Raw genomic sequence first — 14,159 nt, forward strand, 5'->3', positions numbered from 1 at the left:
CAAGCGCAGATCGGGAGGGTTCCTCGCCAGTGGGAGACCTTCACGGGCGCGGCTTACCTGGCGTCCGATCGCGTGTTGACCCCGGCCCGGCGGGCAGTAAGCTGCGCCCGACCGCAGCCCGGTCGCGCATTTTCAATACGGCAGCCAATATCATGACAAAGCAGAATAAACTCGTCCAAGGTCGTTCATACCTTGCCATTCCCGGCCCCTCGGTCATGCCCGACGCGGTGCTGAGCGCGATGCACCGCGCCGCCCCCAATATCTATGAGGGTGAGTTGGTTGAGATGATGCCGGCACTGGCGGCTGATTTGAAACGTGTGGCGCGTACAGATCGTCATGTGGCGATGTATATCAGCAACGGCCACGGCGCTTGGGAGGCCGCGCTGAGCAATGTCATAGCACCGGGCGACCGCGTGCTGGTCTTGGCCACGGGGCGTTTCGGCCATGGCTGGGCCGAGATGGCAACGGGGCTGGGGGCGGAGGTGGATATCCTCGACTTTGGCCGCAACGCGCCGGTCGATCTGGCGCAGGTGGCGGAGCGTTTGAAGGCCGACACGGGCCACCAGATCAAGGCGGTGATGGCGGTGCACGTCGACACGTCAAGCTCGGTGCGCAACGATGTCCCCGGCCTGCGCCGTCTGTTGGATGAAGTGGACCATCCCGCGCTTTTGATGGCCGATTGCATCGCCTCGCTCGGGTGCGAGCGGTTCGAGATGGACGCTTGGGGCGTCGATGTCATGGTCACGGCCTCGCAGAAGGGGCTGATGGTGCCGCCGGGCATGGCGTTTGTTTTCTTCAACGATCGGGCCGAGGAAGCCCGCGCACGACTGCCGCGGGTGAGCCGCTATTGGGATTGGTCGCCGCGCGCCCATGCAGAGGAGTTCTATCAATACCACGGCGGCACCGCGCCCACGCATCACCTTTATGGTCTGCGGGCCGCCCTTGACATGATCCATGAAGAGGGGATCGAGCAGGTCTGGCAGCGCCATGCCACCTTGGCCCGCGCGGTTTGGGCGGCCTGCGAGGCATGGTCGGCCGAAGGCAGCCTGCGGTTCAACATCGAAGACCGCGCCCTGCGCAGTCATGCCGTCACCGCCCTGCGGCTGCAGGCGCCCCATGCGACAGAGTTGCGCGATTGGGTGCAGAGCAATCTGGGGCTGACACTGGGCGTGGGGCTGGGCATGGCCCTGCCCGGACAGCCTGCGTGGCATGGTTTTTTCCGCCTTGGCCATATGGGCCATGTGAACGGCCATATGATCATGGGCCTGCTCGGCGGGATCGAAGCCGGGCTTTCGGCGCTAAAGATCAACCACGGGCCCGGCGCGCTGCAGGCGGCGGCGGAGGTGATCGGCGGGGCCTAGGCCCCGCGCGCTTCGGACAAAGCGCTGGGCAATGCGGCGGCGAAGTGATCCAGTTCCTCAGCCGTGCTGCAACTGATGCGGATGCAGCGGTTTTGCGGCGCGGCAAAGGGCATCCGCACAAAGATGCCCCGCGCCACTAGGGCATCCAGCACCGCCTTGGCGAAGGCGCCATCGCCGCCACAGTCGATCGCGACGAAATTGGCCGCGGAGGGCAGGGTGCTCAGCCCGTTCTTTTCAGCGATTTGAGCGATCCTGTCGCGGGCTTCGGCGATCTGGGTCTGAACTCGCTTAAGGTAGTCTTGATCCTGCACCGCCGCCAAGGCACCCGCTTGCGCCGCGCGGTTCAGGCCAAAGTGATTGCGAACCTTGTGAAAGGCCGTGATCAACTCGGTCGCTGCAATCGCATAGCCGATCCGCGCCCCGGCGAGGCCATAGGCTTTGGAGAAGGTCCGCATCCGGATCACCCGCGGGTCATCGGCGGAAAGCTGGGGTGCTGTGCCCTCAGGTGCGCATTCGATATAGGCCTCGTCCAGCAAAAGCAGGCTGCCTTGGGGCAGATCGTCAAGCGCGCGTTGCAGTACTGCACCCTCATGCCAAGTGCCCATCGGATTGTCGGGATTGGCGAGGTAGACGAGCTTGGCGTCAACCTCTGCCGCCTTGGCGAAAAGCGCCGCCGGGTCTTCGTGATCGTCGCGGTAGGGCACTTTGTGCAGCACGCCGCCAAAGCCCGCAACATGGTAGTTAAAGGTTGGGTAAGCGCCTTCCGAGGTCACCACCGCATCGCCTTCGTCCACCAGCAGACGGACGAGATAGCCCAGCAGCCCGTCGATGCCTTCGCCAACGATGATATTGTCGGGCGTGATGCCGTGCAGCTCGGCCAGTGCCGCGCGCAGCTCCACGCTTTCGGAATCGCCGTATTTCCACATCTCCGTCTCAGCCATGGCTGCGATGGCGCGGGGCGAAGGGCCAAAGACGTTTTCATTGGCACCGAGCCGCGCTTTGAAGGGGCGGCCTAGGCTGCGCTCTTGCGCTTCGGGGCCCACGAAGGGGACGTTGGCGGGCAGGCGTTCGGCGAGGGGGGTGAGGCGTGCATATGTCATGCGCCAAGGTGTAGGGTTGCGCCGTTGGGAGGGCAAGGGTCGCAGCGCCTGCCGCCACGTTTTGCTGGTGCCGCGCGTTGATCTGCGCTGAACTGCGCCAAACATTCAGGAGAACAGCCATGCCCCGCGTCACCACCCGGATCGAAGACCATATCGCCCATGTGATCCTCACCCGTGCCGACAAGATGAATGCCGTGGATGATGAGATGATCGAAGCGATCATCGCGGCAGGGCAGGAGGTTGCGGCTTCGGATGCCCGCGTGGTGGTGTTGTCGGGCGAGGGCAAAGGTTTTTGCGCGGGCATCGATATTGGCGGGCTCTCGGGGATGCTGGGGCAGGACGTCGAGGCGTTGATCATGCCGCGCACCCACGGGGAGGGGACGACGAACAAGTGGCAAGAAGTCTCGATGGTGTGGCACCGGCTGGAGATCCCGGTGATCGCGGCGCTGCATGGGGTGGTCTATGGGGCCGGAATGCAATTGGCGCTGGGCGCGGATATTCGCATTGCCGCGCCGGGTACCAAGCTCGCGGTGATGGAGATGAAATGGGGCATTGTGCCGGATATGGGCGGCATGGTGTTGCTGCCGCGGTTGGTGCGCTCGGATGTGCTGCGGCGGTTGACCTATACAGCGGTTCCGGTGGATGCGGCGCAGGCGGAACGCTGGGGGCTGGTGACCGAACTCGCCGATGATCCGCAGGCAGCGGCTTTGGAACTGGCGCAGGTGATTGCGGGGAAGGGGCCGAATGCCGTGCGTGCCGCCAAGCGGTTGATTGGATACGCGGAATCCGGGGCTTCGGATGTGGATGTACTGGAGGCGGAGTCGCGCGAGCAGGCGGCATTGTTGGGCAAGCCAGAGCAGATGGAGGTGATCGCGGCGGAGTTTGGCAAGCGGCCTGCGGTGTTTAAGTAGGCTGGCAAGCGCGGCGTTAGCATCGCGCACCACAGCCCGGAATCAAGGCCGTAAGGCCGCCGGGCAGCGCCAGACCGCCCGGACGGGCTGGCGCTTTTGCAATCGCGGCGATGTCCTGAAAGCTGATCATATGAGCGGCAGGGATAAACTGCCCCACTGAGAAGTGGCGAGCGCCATCCCGCGGTCTGGCGCTGCCCGGCTCGCGTGACGTTTTTGGCGTGGCAGCTAAACCGCCACGCCCTCAACCTCAGCCCAGTTCAGCCAGCCGGTCCAGTGCCGCCTGCAACTGATCCGCCTCTTCCTGACGCGCGTCCAGATTGGCCTGCGCCTCTGCGACGACCTCTTCTGGGGCGGAGGCTGCGAATTTAGGGTTGTTCAATCGCCCCTTCAGCCCGCCGATTTCTTTGCCCAGCTTATCGAGCGACTTTTGCAGACGCGCCTTCTCGGCGTCGATGTCGATCAACCCGGCCAGTGGCAGGCCAAAGCTGGCCCCCGGTGCCGCAATCGACACGGTGCCTTTGGGGAAGCTCTCGGCACGCTCAATGCTCTCGACCCGCGCGAGACGTTTGATCATTACCTCGTTGCGGTCCCATGCGCCTTGGGCGGCGTCGTCCATCTCTGTCACCAGCATCGGCACCTTCAGCCCGGCGGGCACATGCATCTGCTGACGCGCAGAGCGGATGCTTTCGATCAGGCCGATCACCCAGTTCAGTTCCCGGTCTGCCTCTGCGTCCAGCAGATCGGCGGTGGTGTAGGTCGGCCAATCGGTCAGGGCGAGCAGTTGGTCGCGCTTGGTGGTGGTCTGCCACAGCTCTTCGGTAATGAAGGGCATGATCGGGTGCAGCAGCACCAGACATTGCTCCAACACCCAAGCCATCGTCGCGCGGGTCTCTTCGGCCTCGGGCGCGTCGTCTTGCAACAGCGGCTTGGAAAGCTCCACATACCAGTCGCAGACCTTGCCCCAGACAAAGGCATAAAGCGCATTGGCCGCGTCGTTGAAACGGAAGTTTCCAAGCGCCACGTCGACCTCTTCGCGGATGCGGGCGGTCTCGCCCACGATCCATTTGTTCAGCGTGGCCTGCGGCTGCGGCATCGCGGCGGGCATGCTGTCGAAGACGTTGTTCATCTCGGCAAAGCGGTGGGCGTTCCAGAGTTTAGTGCCGAAATTGCGATAGCCCGCGATGCGCTGGGTGCTGAGCTTCAGGTCACGCCCCATGGCGGCCATGGAGGTCAGCGTGAAGCGCACAGCGTCCGCGCCGTAATCGTCGATTAACTCCAGCGGGTCGAGCACGTTGCCCAAGCTTTTCGACATCTTCTTGCCCTTCTCGTCGCGCACCAGCGCGTGGACATAGACGGTGTCGAAGGGCTTTTGATCGACCACGGCGTATTGCATCATCATCATTCGGGCGACCCAGAAGAAGATGATGTCAAAGCCGGTGACCAGCACGGAGGTGGGGAAGTATTTTTCCAGCTCCGATGTCTGCTCGGGCCAGCCCAGCGTGCCGATGGGCCAGAGGCCGGAGGAGAACCAGGTGTCGAGCACGTCGGGGTCGCGGCGCAGGGTCTTGCCGGGTGCCATCGCTTGCGCTTCGGCCTCGGTCGGTGCGCAGTATTCGTTGCCTTCGTCGTCGAACCACACCGGGATCTGATGCCCCCACCACAGTTGACGCGAGATGCACCAGGGCTCGATGTTCTCTAGCCAGTGGAAATATACCTTGCGGTCCTGCTCGGGCAGAATCGTGACTTCGCCAGAGCGCACCGCGTCGATGGCGGGCTGCACGATCTTGTCGGTGGCGACGAACCACTGGTCGGTCAGCATCGGTTCGATCACCACTTTGGAGCGGTCGCCGAAGGGCTGCATGATCTTCTTGGCCTCCACCAGCGGCACGAGGTTCTCTTCCTCGGTGCGCATCTCGCCGCCCTCGCCGGGCTCAACGGGGGCTTTCTTGGCGGCACGGCCAAGTCGGGGGTCGGTTGCCTCGGTCATCACGGCGAGGCCCTCGGCGGTCACGTCCTCGACCACGCGCTTGCGGGCCTCGAAACGGTCGAGACCGCGATAGGCGTCCGGCACGAGGTTGATCTCGGTCGCGTCCTCGGGGGCGGTTTCCGACCCGTCGGCAAACGCCTGGGCGCGGGCGGCGGCCTGATCGTAGGGCAAGCCATCGGCGCGCATCTGGCCTTGGGTGTCCATCAGGGCATAAAGCGGGATGCCGTTGCGCTTGGCGACCCCGTAGTCGTTGAAGTCATGTGCACCGGTGATCTTTACCGCACCGGAGCCGAAGTTTTTGTCCGGGTATTCGTCGGTGATGATCGGGATCAGGCGGCGTTGCTCTTTCGGGCCAACGGGTATTTCGCAGAGTTTTCCGACGATTGAGGCATAACGCTCATCCGATGGATGAACTGCGACCGCGCCGTCGCCCAGCATGGTTTCGGGCCGTGTGGTGGCGATGGAGATATAGTCGCGGGTTTCTTCGAACAGCACGTTTCCGTCCTCGTCCTTCTCGACGTAGGTATAGGTCGCACCACCCGCGAGGGGGTATTTGAAGTGCCACATGTGGCCGTCAACCTCGGTGCTTTCCACCTCAAGGTCCGAGATCGCGGTCTCGAAATGCGGGTCCCAGTTGACCAGCCGCTTGCCGCGGTAGATCAGCCCCTTGTTGTACATATCCACGAAGACCTTGATGACGGCATCGTGGAAATTGCCCTCTTCGCCTTCGGGCGCACCCGGCGCGCCGGACATGGTGAAGGCGTTGCGCGACCAGTCGCAGGAGGCACCAAGACGGCGCAGCTGGTCGATGATCGTGCCGCCAGATTTCTGCTTCTGCTCCCAGACCTTGGCAGTAAACGCCTCACGGCCCAACTCGCGGCGGCCGGGCTGGCCTGTGGCGGCCAGTTCACGCTCCACTACCATCTGCGTGGCGATGCCCGCGTGGTCTTGGCCCGGCTGCCAGAGGGTGTCGAACCCCTGCATCCGGTGCCAGCGCACCAAAATATCCTGCAGCGTGTTGTTAAAAGCATGCCCCATGTGCAGCGAGCCGGTGACATTCGGCGGCGGGATCATCACCGAGAAATGCTCGTCACGTTGCGCATTTGCGCCCGCTTTGAACGCGCCCTTGGTCTCCCAATCGGCGTAGATGCGGCTTTCCGCCTCGGCGGCGTTGAAGGTCTTTTCGAGTGCCATGGTCATGATCCCTTTTGTTGCGCCCCGTTTAGCGGTCTGGTGCGGTGAGGGAAAGACCCCTGACAGAAGGCTGTGGGCGACGCGGGGTAGGGTCAGCCGCGCCTGTCGATCTTGGTACTGAGGTGAATGAGGCTTTCGCTGCCCTTCACGCCGCGCGTCTCGCCGATCCGGTCGAGGGTTTCGTCCAGTTCCTGAGTGGTCTGGGCTGCGATCTGCACCAGCAAGTCAAAGCGGCCCGAAGTGGTGTGGACGACCTGCACGCCGGGCAGGCTGCGCAACCGGGCCAACACGGCGGGACCGGCGCGCAGTTCGATGTTGACCAGAGCCGTGGCATGAAGCGGGGCGCGGGCGGCTTCACCCAATCGCAGGGTGTAGCCGACGATGGCACCGCTGCGCTCTAGCCGCTCAAGCCGGGCCTGAACGGTGGTGCGGGCAAGCCCGAGACTACGGGCAAGATCAGCGACCGGCAGGCGGGCGTTGGATTGAAGTGCCGCGATCAAAGCGCGATCTGTATCGTCAAGTTGATGTGCCATGTCGTCATTCTGCCTGAAGTTTCTGTCACTCTAGGCGGTTTGACACGATGAATCGACCAAAATTCGCGGTTCACTGGGGAAAAGCAAACAAGAGGCCATCATGCAGCATACCGCCCCCCTTTCAGCTACGCCCGCCGCCTATCTGGCGAAACACAGTCCCGACTCGCCGGTGCTGTTCCTTGCCCCTTCGGTGCTGCAAGCCACGGCGCGGCGATTTCAGGCGGACTTCGACGGGTTGGTGACCTATGCGGTCAAAGCCAATGACCGACCCGAGGTGCTGTCGAACCTCGTGGCGGCGGGCATCACCAGTTTCGATGTGGCGTCCCCGGCCGAGATGGCGGCAGTCCGCGCGGTCTGCCCGAAAGCGGTGCTGCATTACAACAACCCTGTCCGCTCGGCGGCAGAGGTTCAGGCCGGGATCGCGGCGGGCGTCTATAGCTGGTCAATCGACGATATGTCGGAACTGGCCAAGCTGCGCGACGTGCCGCGCTACAATGAAGTGGCGGTGCGCTTTGCCTTGCCGGTAAAGGGTGCGGCCTATGATTTCGGGTCGAAATTCGGCGCGGCCCCTGAGCAGGCGGCGGAGCTGTTGCGCGCGGTGGCTGAGATGGGGTTCACTCCGTCCATGTGTTTCCACCCCGGCACGCAGTGCAATGATCCGCAGGCTTGGGTGCAATATGTCCATGCGGCGGCGGATATTCTGCGGATGGCGGGTGTCTCGATCAAACGGATGAACATCGGCGGTGGTTTTGCCGTAGACCGTGGATTTGACGCGCCGGATCACCGGGCGGTTTTTGCCGCGGTGAAGGCGGCGCTTGCCGAGAGTTTTGGCACGGATGCGCCCTCGCTTCTTTGCGAGCCGGGGCGGGCGATGGTTGCCGATGCCGCCGTGCTGGCGACCCGTATCAAGGGGATGCGCAACGCTGGGCGGACCTTGTTCTTGAATGACGGTATCTATGGCGGTCTGCCCGATCTGCGGGACATGGGCCTGTCTGGGCTGGTGGATGTGGTCGGCCCTGAGGGGGCGCTGCGCCAAGGGGCGCCGACACCGCGCGTGGTCTTTGGCCCGACTTGCGATTCGTTGGACCGTTTGCCCGACGGCCTGCCATTGCCTGAGGATGCGCAGACCGGGGATTATCTGCTGTTCGGCGGAATGGGGGCATATTCCATCGCCATGTCGACCGCCTTTAATGGCTATGGGCTGGCGGGCATCACGCTTGTTTCTGACCTTGGGGCCGCGCCCAAACGCAAGGCGGCCTGAGCCTCTGGACACTGGCGGTTCGCCCGCTACTGTTGGGCTGGAATAGGCAGGGCAGCAGGGGCAGCGTCAGATGGAAAAGTTCGGGAAAAGCCAGCCGGTCAAACGGGTGGAAGACCACCGTTTCCTGACCGGCGAGGGCCGCTATGTCGATGACATCGCACCCCGGGACGCACTGCAGGGCGTCTTTTTCCGCGCGCCCGTGGCCCATGGGGTGATCACCGAATTGGACGTGAGCGATGCCCGCGAAGCGGAGGGCGTGCATCTGGTGCTGACCTGCGCCGATCTAGAAGCGGCGGGAATGAACATCGCTTTGCCCCATACGGTTGTTGATAACCGCGACGGCAGCAAAGGGGCCGCACCTTTGCGGCCAATCCTCGCGAAAGACCGGGTGCGCTATGTTGGCGAACCGGTGGCGTTGATTGTGGCCGAAACCCTGCAACAGGCGCGCGACGCTGCCGAGTTGATCCTATTCGACGCAGATGACCTGCCTGCCAAGATGGACATCGCCCCCGGTGGCGAGACATTGCACGCCGAGGCCCCCGACAACCGCGCCTTTGACTGGGGCATGGGAGATGAGGCCAAGGTTGAGGCGGCATTTGCCAAGGCTGCGCGCCGCGTCAAGCTGGAGGTCGGCGACAACCGCATCATCGTCAATTCGATGGAACCACGCGGATGCTATGCGGAATGGGCCGATGGCCGGTTGCATGTGGCGCTGGGCGGGCAAGGGGTCTGGGCGCATAAGAACTTCTTTGTCAAAGCCTTTGGCCTCGGCGAAGACAACGTGCGCGTGACCAATCCCGATGTCGGCGGCGGCTTTGGCATGAAGGCGATGACGTACCCTGAGTATTTTTGCATCGCCCAAGCCGCACGGGCGCTGGGCCGTCCGGTGCGCTGGATGTCGGAGCGGACTGAGGCGATGCTGACCGACAATGGCGGGCGCGATCTGGTGTCATGGGCCGAATTCGCCTTTGACGAAAACCACAAGATTACTGCCTACCGTGTCGACACGCGCTGCAACCTCGGGGCCTATAACAGCCAGTTTGGCCAGCCGATCCAGTCGACGCTGTTCTCTAAGGTTTTGATGGGCGTTTATGACGTGCAAGACACCTATCTGCATGTCGAGGGCTATTACACCAACACTGTGCAGGTCGACGCCTATCGCGGTGCAGGGCGACCCGAGGCGATCTATGTGCTGGAGCGTCTGATGGACCGCGCGGCCCGAGAGTTGGGCGTCGATCCGTGGGAACTGCGGCGGATCAACTTCATCAAACCGGATCAGTTTCCCTATACCACCGCCACCGGAGAGCTTTACGACGTGGGCGATTTCGCGCGCTTGCTGACCCGCGCGGGCGAAGAGGCCGACCGCGCGGGGTTCACCGCCCGCCGTACTGCGGACGCCAAACGCGGCCTGCTGCGGGGGCAGGGTTTGTGTTACTATATCGAAAGCATTCTAGGCGATCCTTCCGAAGGGGCCAAAGTGGTCTTTGAGGAGGATGGCAGCGTGGCGATCTATGTCGGCACCCAAAGCAACGGACAGGGGCATGAAACGGTCTATGCGCAGTTTCTGTCGGATCAGACTGGGATTCCGGCGGAGCGGATCCGCGTTGTGCAGGGCGATAGTGACTTGATTAAAAAGGGCGGCGGCACGGGCGGCTCTCGTTCGGTTACCACGCAGAACACGGCGACCTTAACGACCGTGGCGAAAATTACAGAAGTGTTTACGGCGTTCTTGGCCGATGAGCTGGGGGTGGACGCGGGCGATATTTCCTTCGACGACGAACGCTTCCGCGCCGAAGGGTCAAACGTCACGCCCACAATGCTGGAAGTGGCCGAGATGGCCCGTGCCAAGGGCCGGGATGATCTGCTGACCCATGATGAACGCGCCAGCCTGCCGGGGCGCAGCTACCCTAATGGGGCGCATGTGGCCGAGGTGGTGATTGATCCTGAGACGGGCGTGGTCACACTCGACCGCTACACGGTGGTCGACGATTTTGGCAATCTGATCAACCCGATGCTTGCCGAAGGGCAGGTACATGGCGGGGTCGCTCAAGGCATCGGCCAAGCGGTGCAAGAACGGGTGGTCTATGACCAAGACGGCCAGCTGTTGACCGCCTCCTTCATGGATTACGCCATGCCCCGCGCCGCCGACCTGCCGATGATCTCTTTCACGTCTGAGCCTGTTCCCTCGACCGCCAATGCCATGGGCATGAAGGGCTGCGGCGAGGCTGGGACTGTGGGCGCGCTGGCGGCGGTGTCGAACGCGGTGCAGGATGCGCTTTGGGAACGCGGTGTGCGGCAGGCGGATATGCCTTTCACCCCGCATAGGGTCTGGGAGATGCTGCAAGGTGCCGCAATCGCAGCCGAGTAAAAGCCTGTTCCAACGGCTCTTTGGGCGTTTATGGCGACGGCCTGAAAGTGACTTCGGCCCGCGCCGGGGGGCGGTGACCCATGTCATTATCCTTGATGGGACCATGTCTTCGCTCGAACTGGGGCGAGAGACCAACGCTGGCATCGCCTATAGCCTGTGCCGCGAGATGGGCAGTGCCCTGTCGATCTACTACGAGCCGGGTCTGCAATGGCGCGATTGGCGCAGCGCGCGCGATGTGATCATGGGGCGCGGGATCAATCGCCAGATCCGCCGCGCCTATGGCTATCTCGCCTCGCGCTATCGGCCCGGAGACCGGATTTTCCTGATGGGTTATTCGCGTGGCGGCTATGCCGTGCGTTCGCTCGCCGGGGTGATCGACCGGGTGGGCCTTCTGCGCGCCGAGGTCGCGACAGAGCGTAACATTCGCGATGTCTACCGCCATTACGAGGCGCATCATCTGAGCAAGGCGGGCGAATTGTTTGCGCGGGCCAACTGCCACCCCGAGGTAGAGATCGAGGCGATCGGCGTTTGGGATACGGTCAAATCGCTGGGCCTGAACGCGCCGCTGTTCTGGCGGTTCTCGCAGCCGCTGCACATGTTCCACAACCACGATCTGAGCCGCAATGTGAAGAACGGCTTTCAGGCGCTGGCGCTGAACGAAACCCGTGTCGCCTATGCCCCGGTGATGTGGACCACGCCCGAGGGCTATGCCGGGCGGCTTGAGCAGGTTTGGTTTCCGGGAACCCACGGCGATGTCGGCGGGCAGTTGGGCGGTGATGAGGCCGCGCGTCCCTTGGCAAATATCCCGCTGGTCTGGCTGTTGTCGCGGATGGAAGACAGTGGTCTGCCGCTCCCCGACGGCTGGGCCACACGCTTTGATCAAGACCCCGCTGCGCCCTCCATCGGGCGCTGGCGCGGCTATGGCAAAATGCTTGTCACCCGCCGCCGCCGTCTGGTGGGCGCGGACCCGTCAGAGCGGCTGCACGAAAGCGTGGACCAGCGCCGTGCCCACGCCGAGCCGCAGCCGGGGCTTCTGGCGCGGATGCAGGGGGTGATCTCCAGCCTTTAGCTGCCCTTGCGGTCCGAGGGGTGATTGACCCCGTCGCTATAGGGCAGCGGCTCCATCTCCCAAGGCAAGACCCCTTCGATTGCGCCGAGGTTCACGCCGCATTCATCAGGGTTCGAGCGGCGGCGGTGGTGGGTATAGATGCCACAGGTCTTGCAGAAGTAATGCTGCGCCGTATGGGTGCCCCATGTATAAAGCGTGAGGTTCTCGGCGCCTTTCAACAGGGTCACAGTCTCGGCCAGTGCCGTCACCGTGGCCGCCGCGCGACGGCGACAGAACGTACAGGTGCAGCGCGAGGCCGAGGCCAGACCGCGCGGGAACAAAGCTTCGATCAGCACCGCCCCACAATGGCAGGAGGCGCGGCGGGTTTCTGAGGTTTCGGTCATTTGCGTCTCACTTTCGGGATGCGACTTTCGCTGAGGTCATAGTCGGCGGCGGCATGGGGCGGGTGGCCGTCGGTCTGTCGCCAAAAGGCGAAACCGCCGCGGCGTAGCCAAAGCGGCAGGGTCAGAACCAGCCCCGCGATAAACCCGCCTGCATGGGCCCAATAGGCCACGCCGCCGGTGCCCGGTGTGGCACCGATGCCGCCGATAAATTGCATACCGAACCACAGGCCCAGCATGATCCAAGCCGGGATCGCGAAGATGCGGAAAAACACGATTAGGATCACCAGAATATCCACTTTGGCACGGGGGAACAGCAGCAAATAGCCCCCCATGACCCCCGCAATCGCGCCTGAGGCGCCGACCATGGGCACCCATGAGAGCGGCTCTGTCACGACTTGGCCCAGCCCCGCCGCGATGCCGCAGGCAAGGTAGAACAGCAGGTAGCGCCCGTGGCCCATCTCATCCTCGACATTGTCGCCGAAGATCCACAGAAACAGCATGTTGCCGGCCAGATGCATCCAACCGCCATGCAGAAATTGCGAGGTGATGAGGCCGAAATACCCCTCTCCATGGCTCAGCCGCGCGGGCAGCAGGGCGTAGGTGTAATAGAACTCCCCCAAGGCACGCTCATCCGCCATCAGCGACAGGGAAGACAGGAATACCCCGATGTTCACCGCCATCAGCGCATAGGTGACATAGGGTGTGCGGCCCGAGGGGTTATGATCGCGGATCGGGAACATGCGGGCCAGCCTTTGCCAAGTCGCGCGCAGCGTCAAGCGGCACGGGGGGAACTTGCATGTTTAGCTGCGCCCGCCGGGGCGTCTGTCAAGCAGAACCGAGCAAATCCCGCGCGATCCGCTCAAAAATACCCGCGCCGATAGGGATCAGATCATCGGGGAAATCGTAATCGGGATTGTGCAGCGCGGCATAATCCTCTCCCAGGCCAAGGCAGAGCATCGCTGCTTTTGCATCGCGGCCGAACAGGCCGAAATCCTCAGAAGCGCGCATCGGCAGGTTTCTCTGCCCGTGCGACACGCCAAGCGCGTTCATCGCCGTGGCGGCGATGTCATAGGCTTCGGGGTGATTGATTGAGGCGGCGAAGTGGTCGGACTCTGCGAATTCCGCCTTCAGCCCATGGGCCTTTGCGCTGCGGGTGACCTCGGCGCGCAGGGCGGCTTCGATCTCGGCCAGCGCGTCGTCACGGGTGCTGCGCAGCGTGGCGTAGAGCACCGCTTCGCCGGGGGCGATGCCAAAGGTCGGCTCGCCCATGCGCAGGTGGGTGAGGGTGACAAGGCGGAAGTCATCGTCGAGCGGTCCGCCGGGGCCGAGGGCTTGCAGCGCCGGGATCAACTTGGCCAGCGCCACGGCGGGCGATCTGCCGTCCTCGGGGCTGGCGGCATGGGCGGTCTTGCCGCTGAGAGTCAGGGCGATGCCCTTGGAGGCGCAATTGATCAGGGCGGGGGCTGTATCCACATGGCCAAAGGGGCGGCCCGGCTCCACATGGATGGCAAAGGCATAATCGGCGGCGATCTCGGCATAGGCCGGGTCGTTGACCACGGCGCGTGCGCCGCTGCCGTCTTCTTCGGCGGGTTGAAACATCAGCACCACGCGGCCCTTTGCAACCGGTTGCCGCGCGACCAATCGCCCAAGCGCCAGCAGCATGGTCATATGCCCGTCATGCCCGCAGACATGGCTTTTGCCCGGCACTTTCGACACCCATGGGATGTCATGTTCTTCGGGGATCGGCAGGGCGTCTAGCTCAGCGCGAAACAGCACCGTGGGGCCGGGCGTGCCGCTGTCAAAGACCGCTGCAACACCATGCCCGCCCAGACCCGTCAGAATGCGGGTCGGGGCGAGTTTCTTCAATTCCGCCGCAATGGTCCTTGCGGTCTCAATCTCTTCGCCCGAGATTTCGGGGTATTGGTGGAGCGCCCTGCGAAACTGCGTCAGGTCTTCAATGTCGCTGTTCGTCAGCATGGCGCTCCTCCATTT

At 63.5% G+C, this 14,159-nt stretch carries 11 protein-coding genes; 5 read left to right on the forward strand and 6 right to left on the reverse strand.

Annotated elements, in window-relative coordinates; all coding sequences use genetic code 11:
• The first annotated feature begins 152 nt into the window (after window positions 1-152).
• On the forward strand, window positions 153-1,361 hold the full coding sequence (locus J3456_RS08275; RefSeq protein ID WP_349579725.1) for a pyridoxal-phosphate-dependent aminotransferase family protein: 1,209 nt from the start codon (window positions 153-155) through the stop codon (window positions 1,359-1,361).
• Here the strand turns inward: J3456_RS08275 and J3456_RS08280 are convergent.
• On the reverse strand, window positions 1,358-2,461 hold the full coding sequence (locus tag J3456_RS08280; protein ID WP_349579726.1) for a pyridoxal phosphate-dependent aminotransferase: 1,104 nt from the start codon (window positions 2,459-2,461) through the stop codon (window positions 1,358-1,360). The genes J3456_RS08275 and J3456_RS08280 overlap by 4 nt on opposite strands.
• Before the next feature lie 119 nt (window positions 2,462-2,580).
• Between J3456_RS08280 and J3456_RS08285 the strand changes: the two genes are divergently transcribed.
• The gene (locus J3456_RS08285; RefSeq protein ID WP_349579727.1) at window positions 2,581-3,372 is read left to right on the forward strand and encodes a crotonase/enoyl-CoA hydratase family protein; all 792 of its coding nucleotides are present in this window, start codon (window positions 2,581-2,583) and stop codon (window positions 3,370-3,372) included.
• A gap of 247 nt (window positions 3,373-3,619) precedes the next feature.
• Here J3456_RS08285 and J3456_RS08290 read toward each other — a convergent pair whose 3' ends face one another.
• Window positions 3,620-6,553 carry a valine--tRNA ligase gene (locus tag J3456_RS08290; protein ID WP_349579728.1) on the reverse strand — a complete coding sequence of 978 codons (2,934 nt, stop codon included), beginning with the start codon at window positions 6,551-6,553 and terminating at the stop codon, window positions 3,620-3,622.
• 92 nt (window positions 6,554-6,645) lie between these two features.
• A complete protein-coding gene (locus J3456_RS08295) occupies window positions 6,646-7,086 on the reverse strand; it encodes an Lrp/AsnC family transcriptional regulator (RefSeq protein WP_349579729.1) in 441 nt (146 codons plus the stop codon).
• Window positions 7,087-7,186: 100 nt separating this feature from the next.
• Between J3456_RS08295 and J3456_RS08300 the strand changes: the two genes are divergently transcribed.
• From J3456_RS08300 to J3456_RS08310, 3 genes are all read left to right on the forward strand, one after another.
• Window positions 7,187-8,347, forward strand: a complete 1,161-nt coding sequence (locus J3456_RS08300; RefSeq protein WP_349579730.1) for a type III PLP-dependent enzyme — start codon at window positions 7,187-7,189, stop codon at window positions 8,345-8,347.
• Window positions 8,348-8,417: 70 nt separating this feature from the next.
• Window positions 8,418-10,715, forward strand: coding sequence for a xanthine dehydrogenase family protein molybdopterin-binding subunit (locus tag J3456_RS08305; protein ID WP_349579731.1), 2,298 nt, complete (start codon window positions 8,418-8,420; stop codon window positions 10,713-10,715).
• Window positions 10,693-11,784: a T6SS phospholipase effector Tle1-like catalytic domain-containing protein gene (locus J3456_RS08310; RefSeq protein WP_502989498.1), complete on the forward strand. Its 1,092-nt coding sequence runs from the start codon at window positions 10,693-10,695 to the stop codon at window positions 11,782-11,784. The genes J3456_RS08305 and J3456_RS08310 overlap by 23 nt, the downstream gene beginning before the upstream one ends.
• Here J3456_RS08310 and J3456_RS08315 read toward each other — a convergent pair.
• The 3 genes from J3456_RS08315 to J3456_RS08325 all read right to left on the reverse strand — a co-directional run bounded on the left by J3456_RS08315 (window position 11,781) and on the right by J3456_RS08325 (window position 14,144).
• Window positions 11,781-12,167 carry a GFA family protein gene (locus tag J3456_RS08315; RefSeq protein ID WP_349579733.1) on the reverse strand — a complete coding sequence of 129 codons (387 nt, stop codon included), beginning with the start codon at window positions 12,165-12,167 and terminating at the stop codon, window positions 11,781-11,783. The genes J3456_RS08310 and J3456_RS08315 overlap by 4 nt on opposite strands.
• Window positions 12,164-12,907: a rhomboid family intramembrane serine protease gene (locus tag J3456_RS08320; RefSeq protein WP_349579734.1), complete on the reverse strand. Its 744-nt coding sequence runs from the start codon at window positions 12,905-12,907 to the stop codon at window positions 12,164-12,166. Before J3456_RS08320 ends, J3456_RS08315 begins: the two co-directional genes overlap by 4 nt.
• Window positions 12,908-12,992: 85 nt before the next feature.
• Complete coding sequence (locus tag J3456_RS08325) at window positions 12,993-14,144, reverse strand: amidohydrolase (protein WP_349579735.1); 1,152 nt, start codon at window positions 14,142-14,144, stop codon at window positions 12,993-12,995.
• Between the last annotated feature and the right edge of the window lie 15 nt (window positions 14,145-14,159).

Source organism: Sulfitobacter sp. NFXS29 (genome assembly GCF_040148765.1).
Lineage (GTDB): Bacteria > Pseudomonadota > Alphaproteobacteria > Rhodobacterales > Rhodobacteraceae > Sulfitobacter.

Bases quoted from the DNA above. Each gene is read 5' to 3' on its own strand.
- J3456_RS08275 (WP_349579725.1), top strand. From the start codon at position 153: ATGACAAAGCAGAATAAACTCGTCCAAGGTCGTTCATACCTTGCCATT.
- J3456_RS08280 (WP_349579726.1), bottom strand. From the start codon at position 2,461: ATGACATATGCACGCCTCACCCCCCTCGCCGAACGCCTGCCCGCCAAC.
- J3456_RS08285 (WP_349579727.1), top strand. From the start codon at position 2,581: ATGCCCCGCGTCACCACCCGGATCGAAGACCATATCGCCCATGTGATC.
- J3456_RS08290 (WP_349579728.1), bottom strand. From the start codon at position 6,553: ATGGCACTCGAAAAGACCTTCAACGCCGCCGAGGCGGAAAGCCGCATC.
- J3456_RS08295 (WP_349579729.1), bottom strand. From the start codon at position 7,086: ATGGCACATCAACTTGACGATACAGATCGCGCTTTGATCGCGGCACTT.
- J3456_RS08300 (WP_349579730.1), top strand. From the start codon at position 7,187: ATGCAGCATACCGCCCCCCTTTCAGCTACGCCCGCCGCCTATCTGGCG.
- J3456_RS08305 (WP_349579731.1), top strand. From the start codon at position 8,418: ATGGAAAAGTTCGGGAAAAGCCAGCCGGTCAAACGGGTGGAAGACCAC.
- J3456_RS08315 (WP_349579733.1), bottom strand. From the start codon at position 12,167: ATGACCGAAACCTCAGAAACCCGCCGCGCCTCCTGCCATTGTGGGGCG.
- J3456_RS08320 (WP_349579734.1), bottom strand. From the start codon at position 12,907: ATGTTCCCGATCCGCGATCATAACCCCTCGGGCCGCACACCCTATGTC.
- J3456_RS08325 (WP_349579735.1), bottom strand. From the start codon at position 14,144: ATGCTGACGAACAGCGACATTGAAGACCTGACGCAGTTTCGCAGGGCG.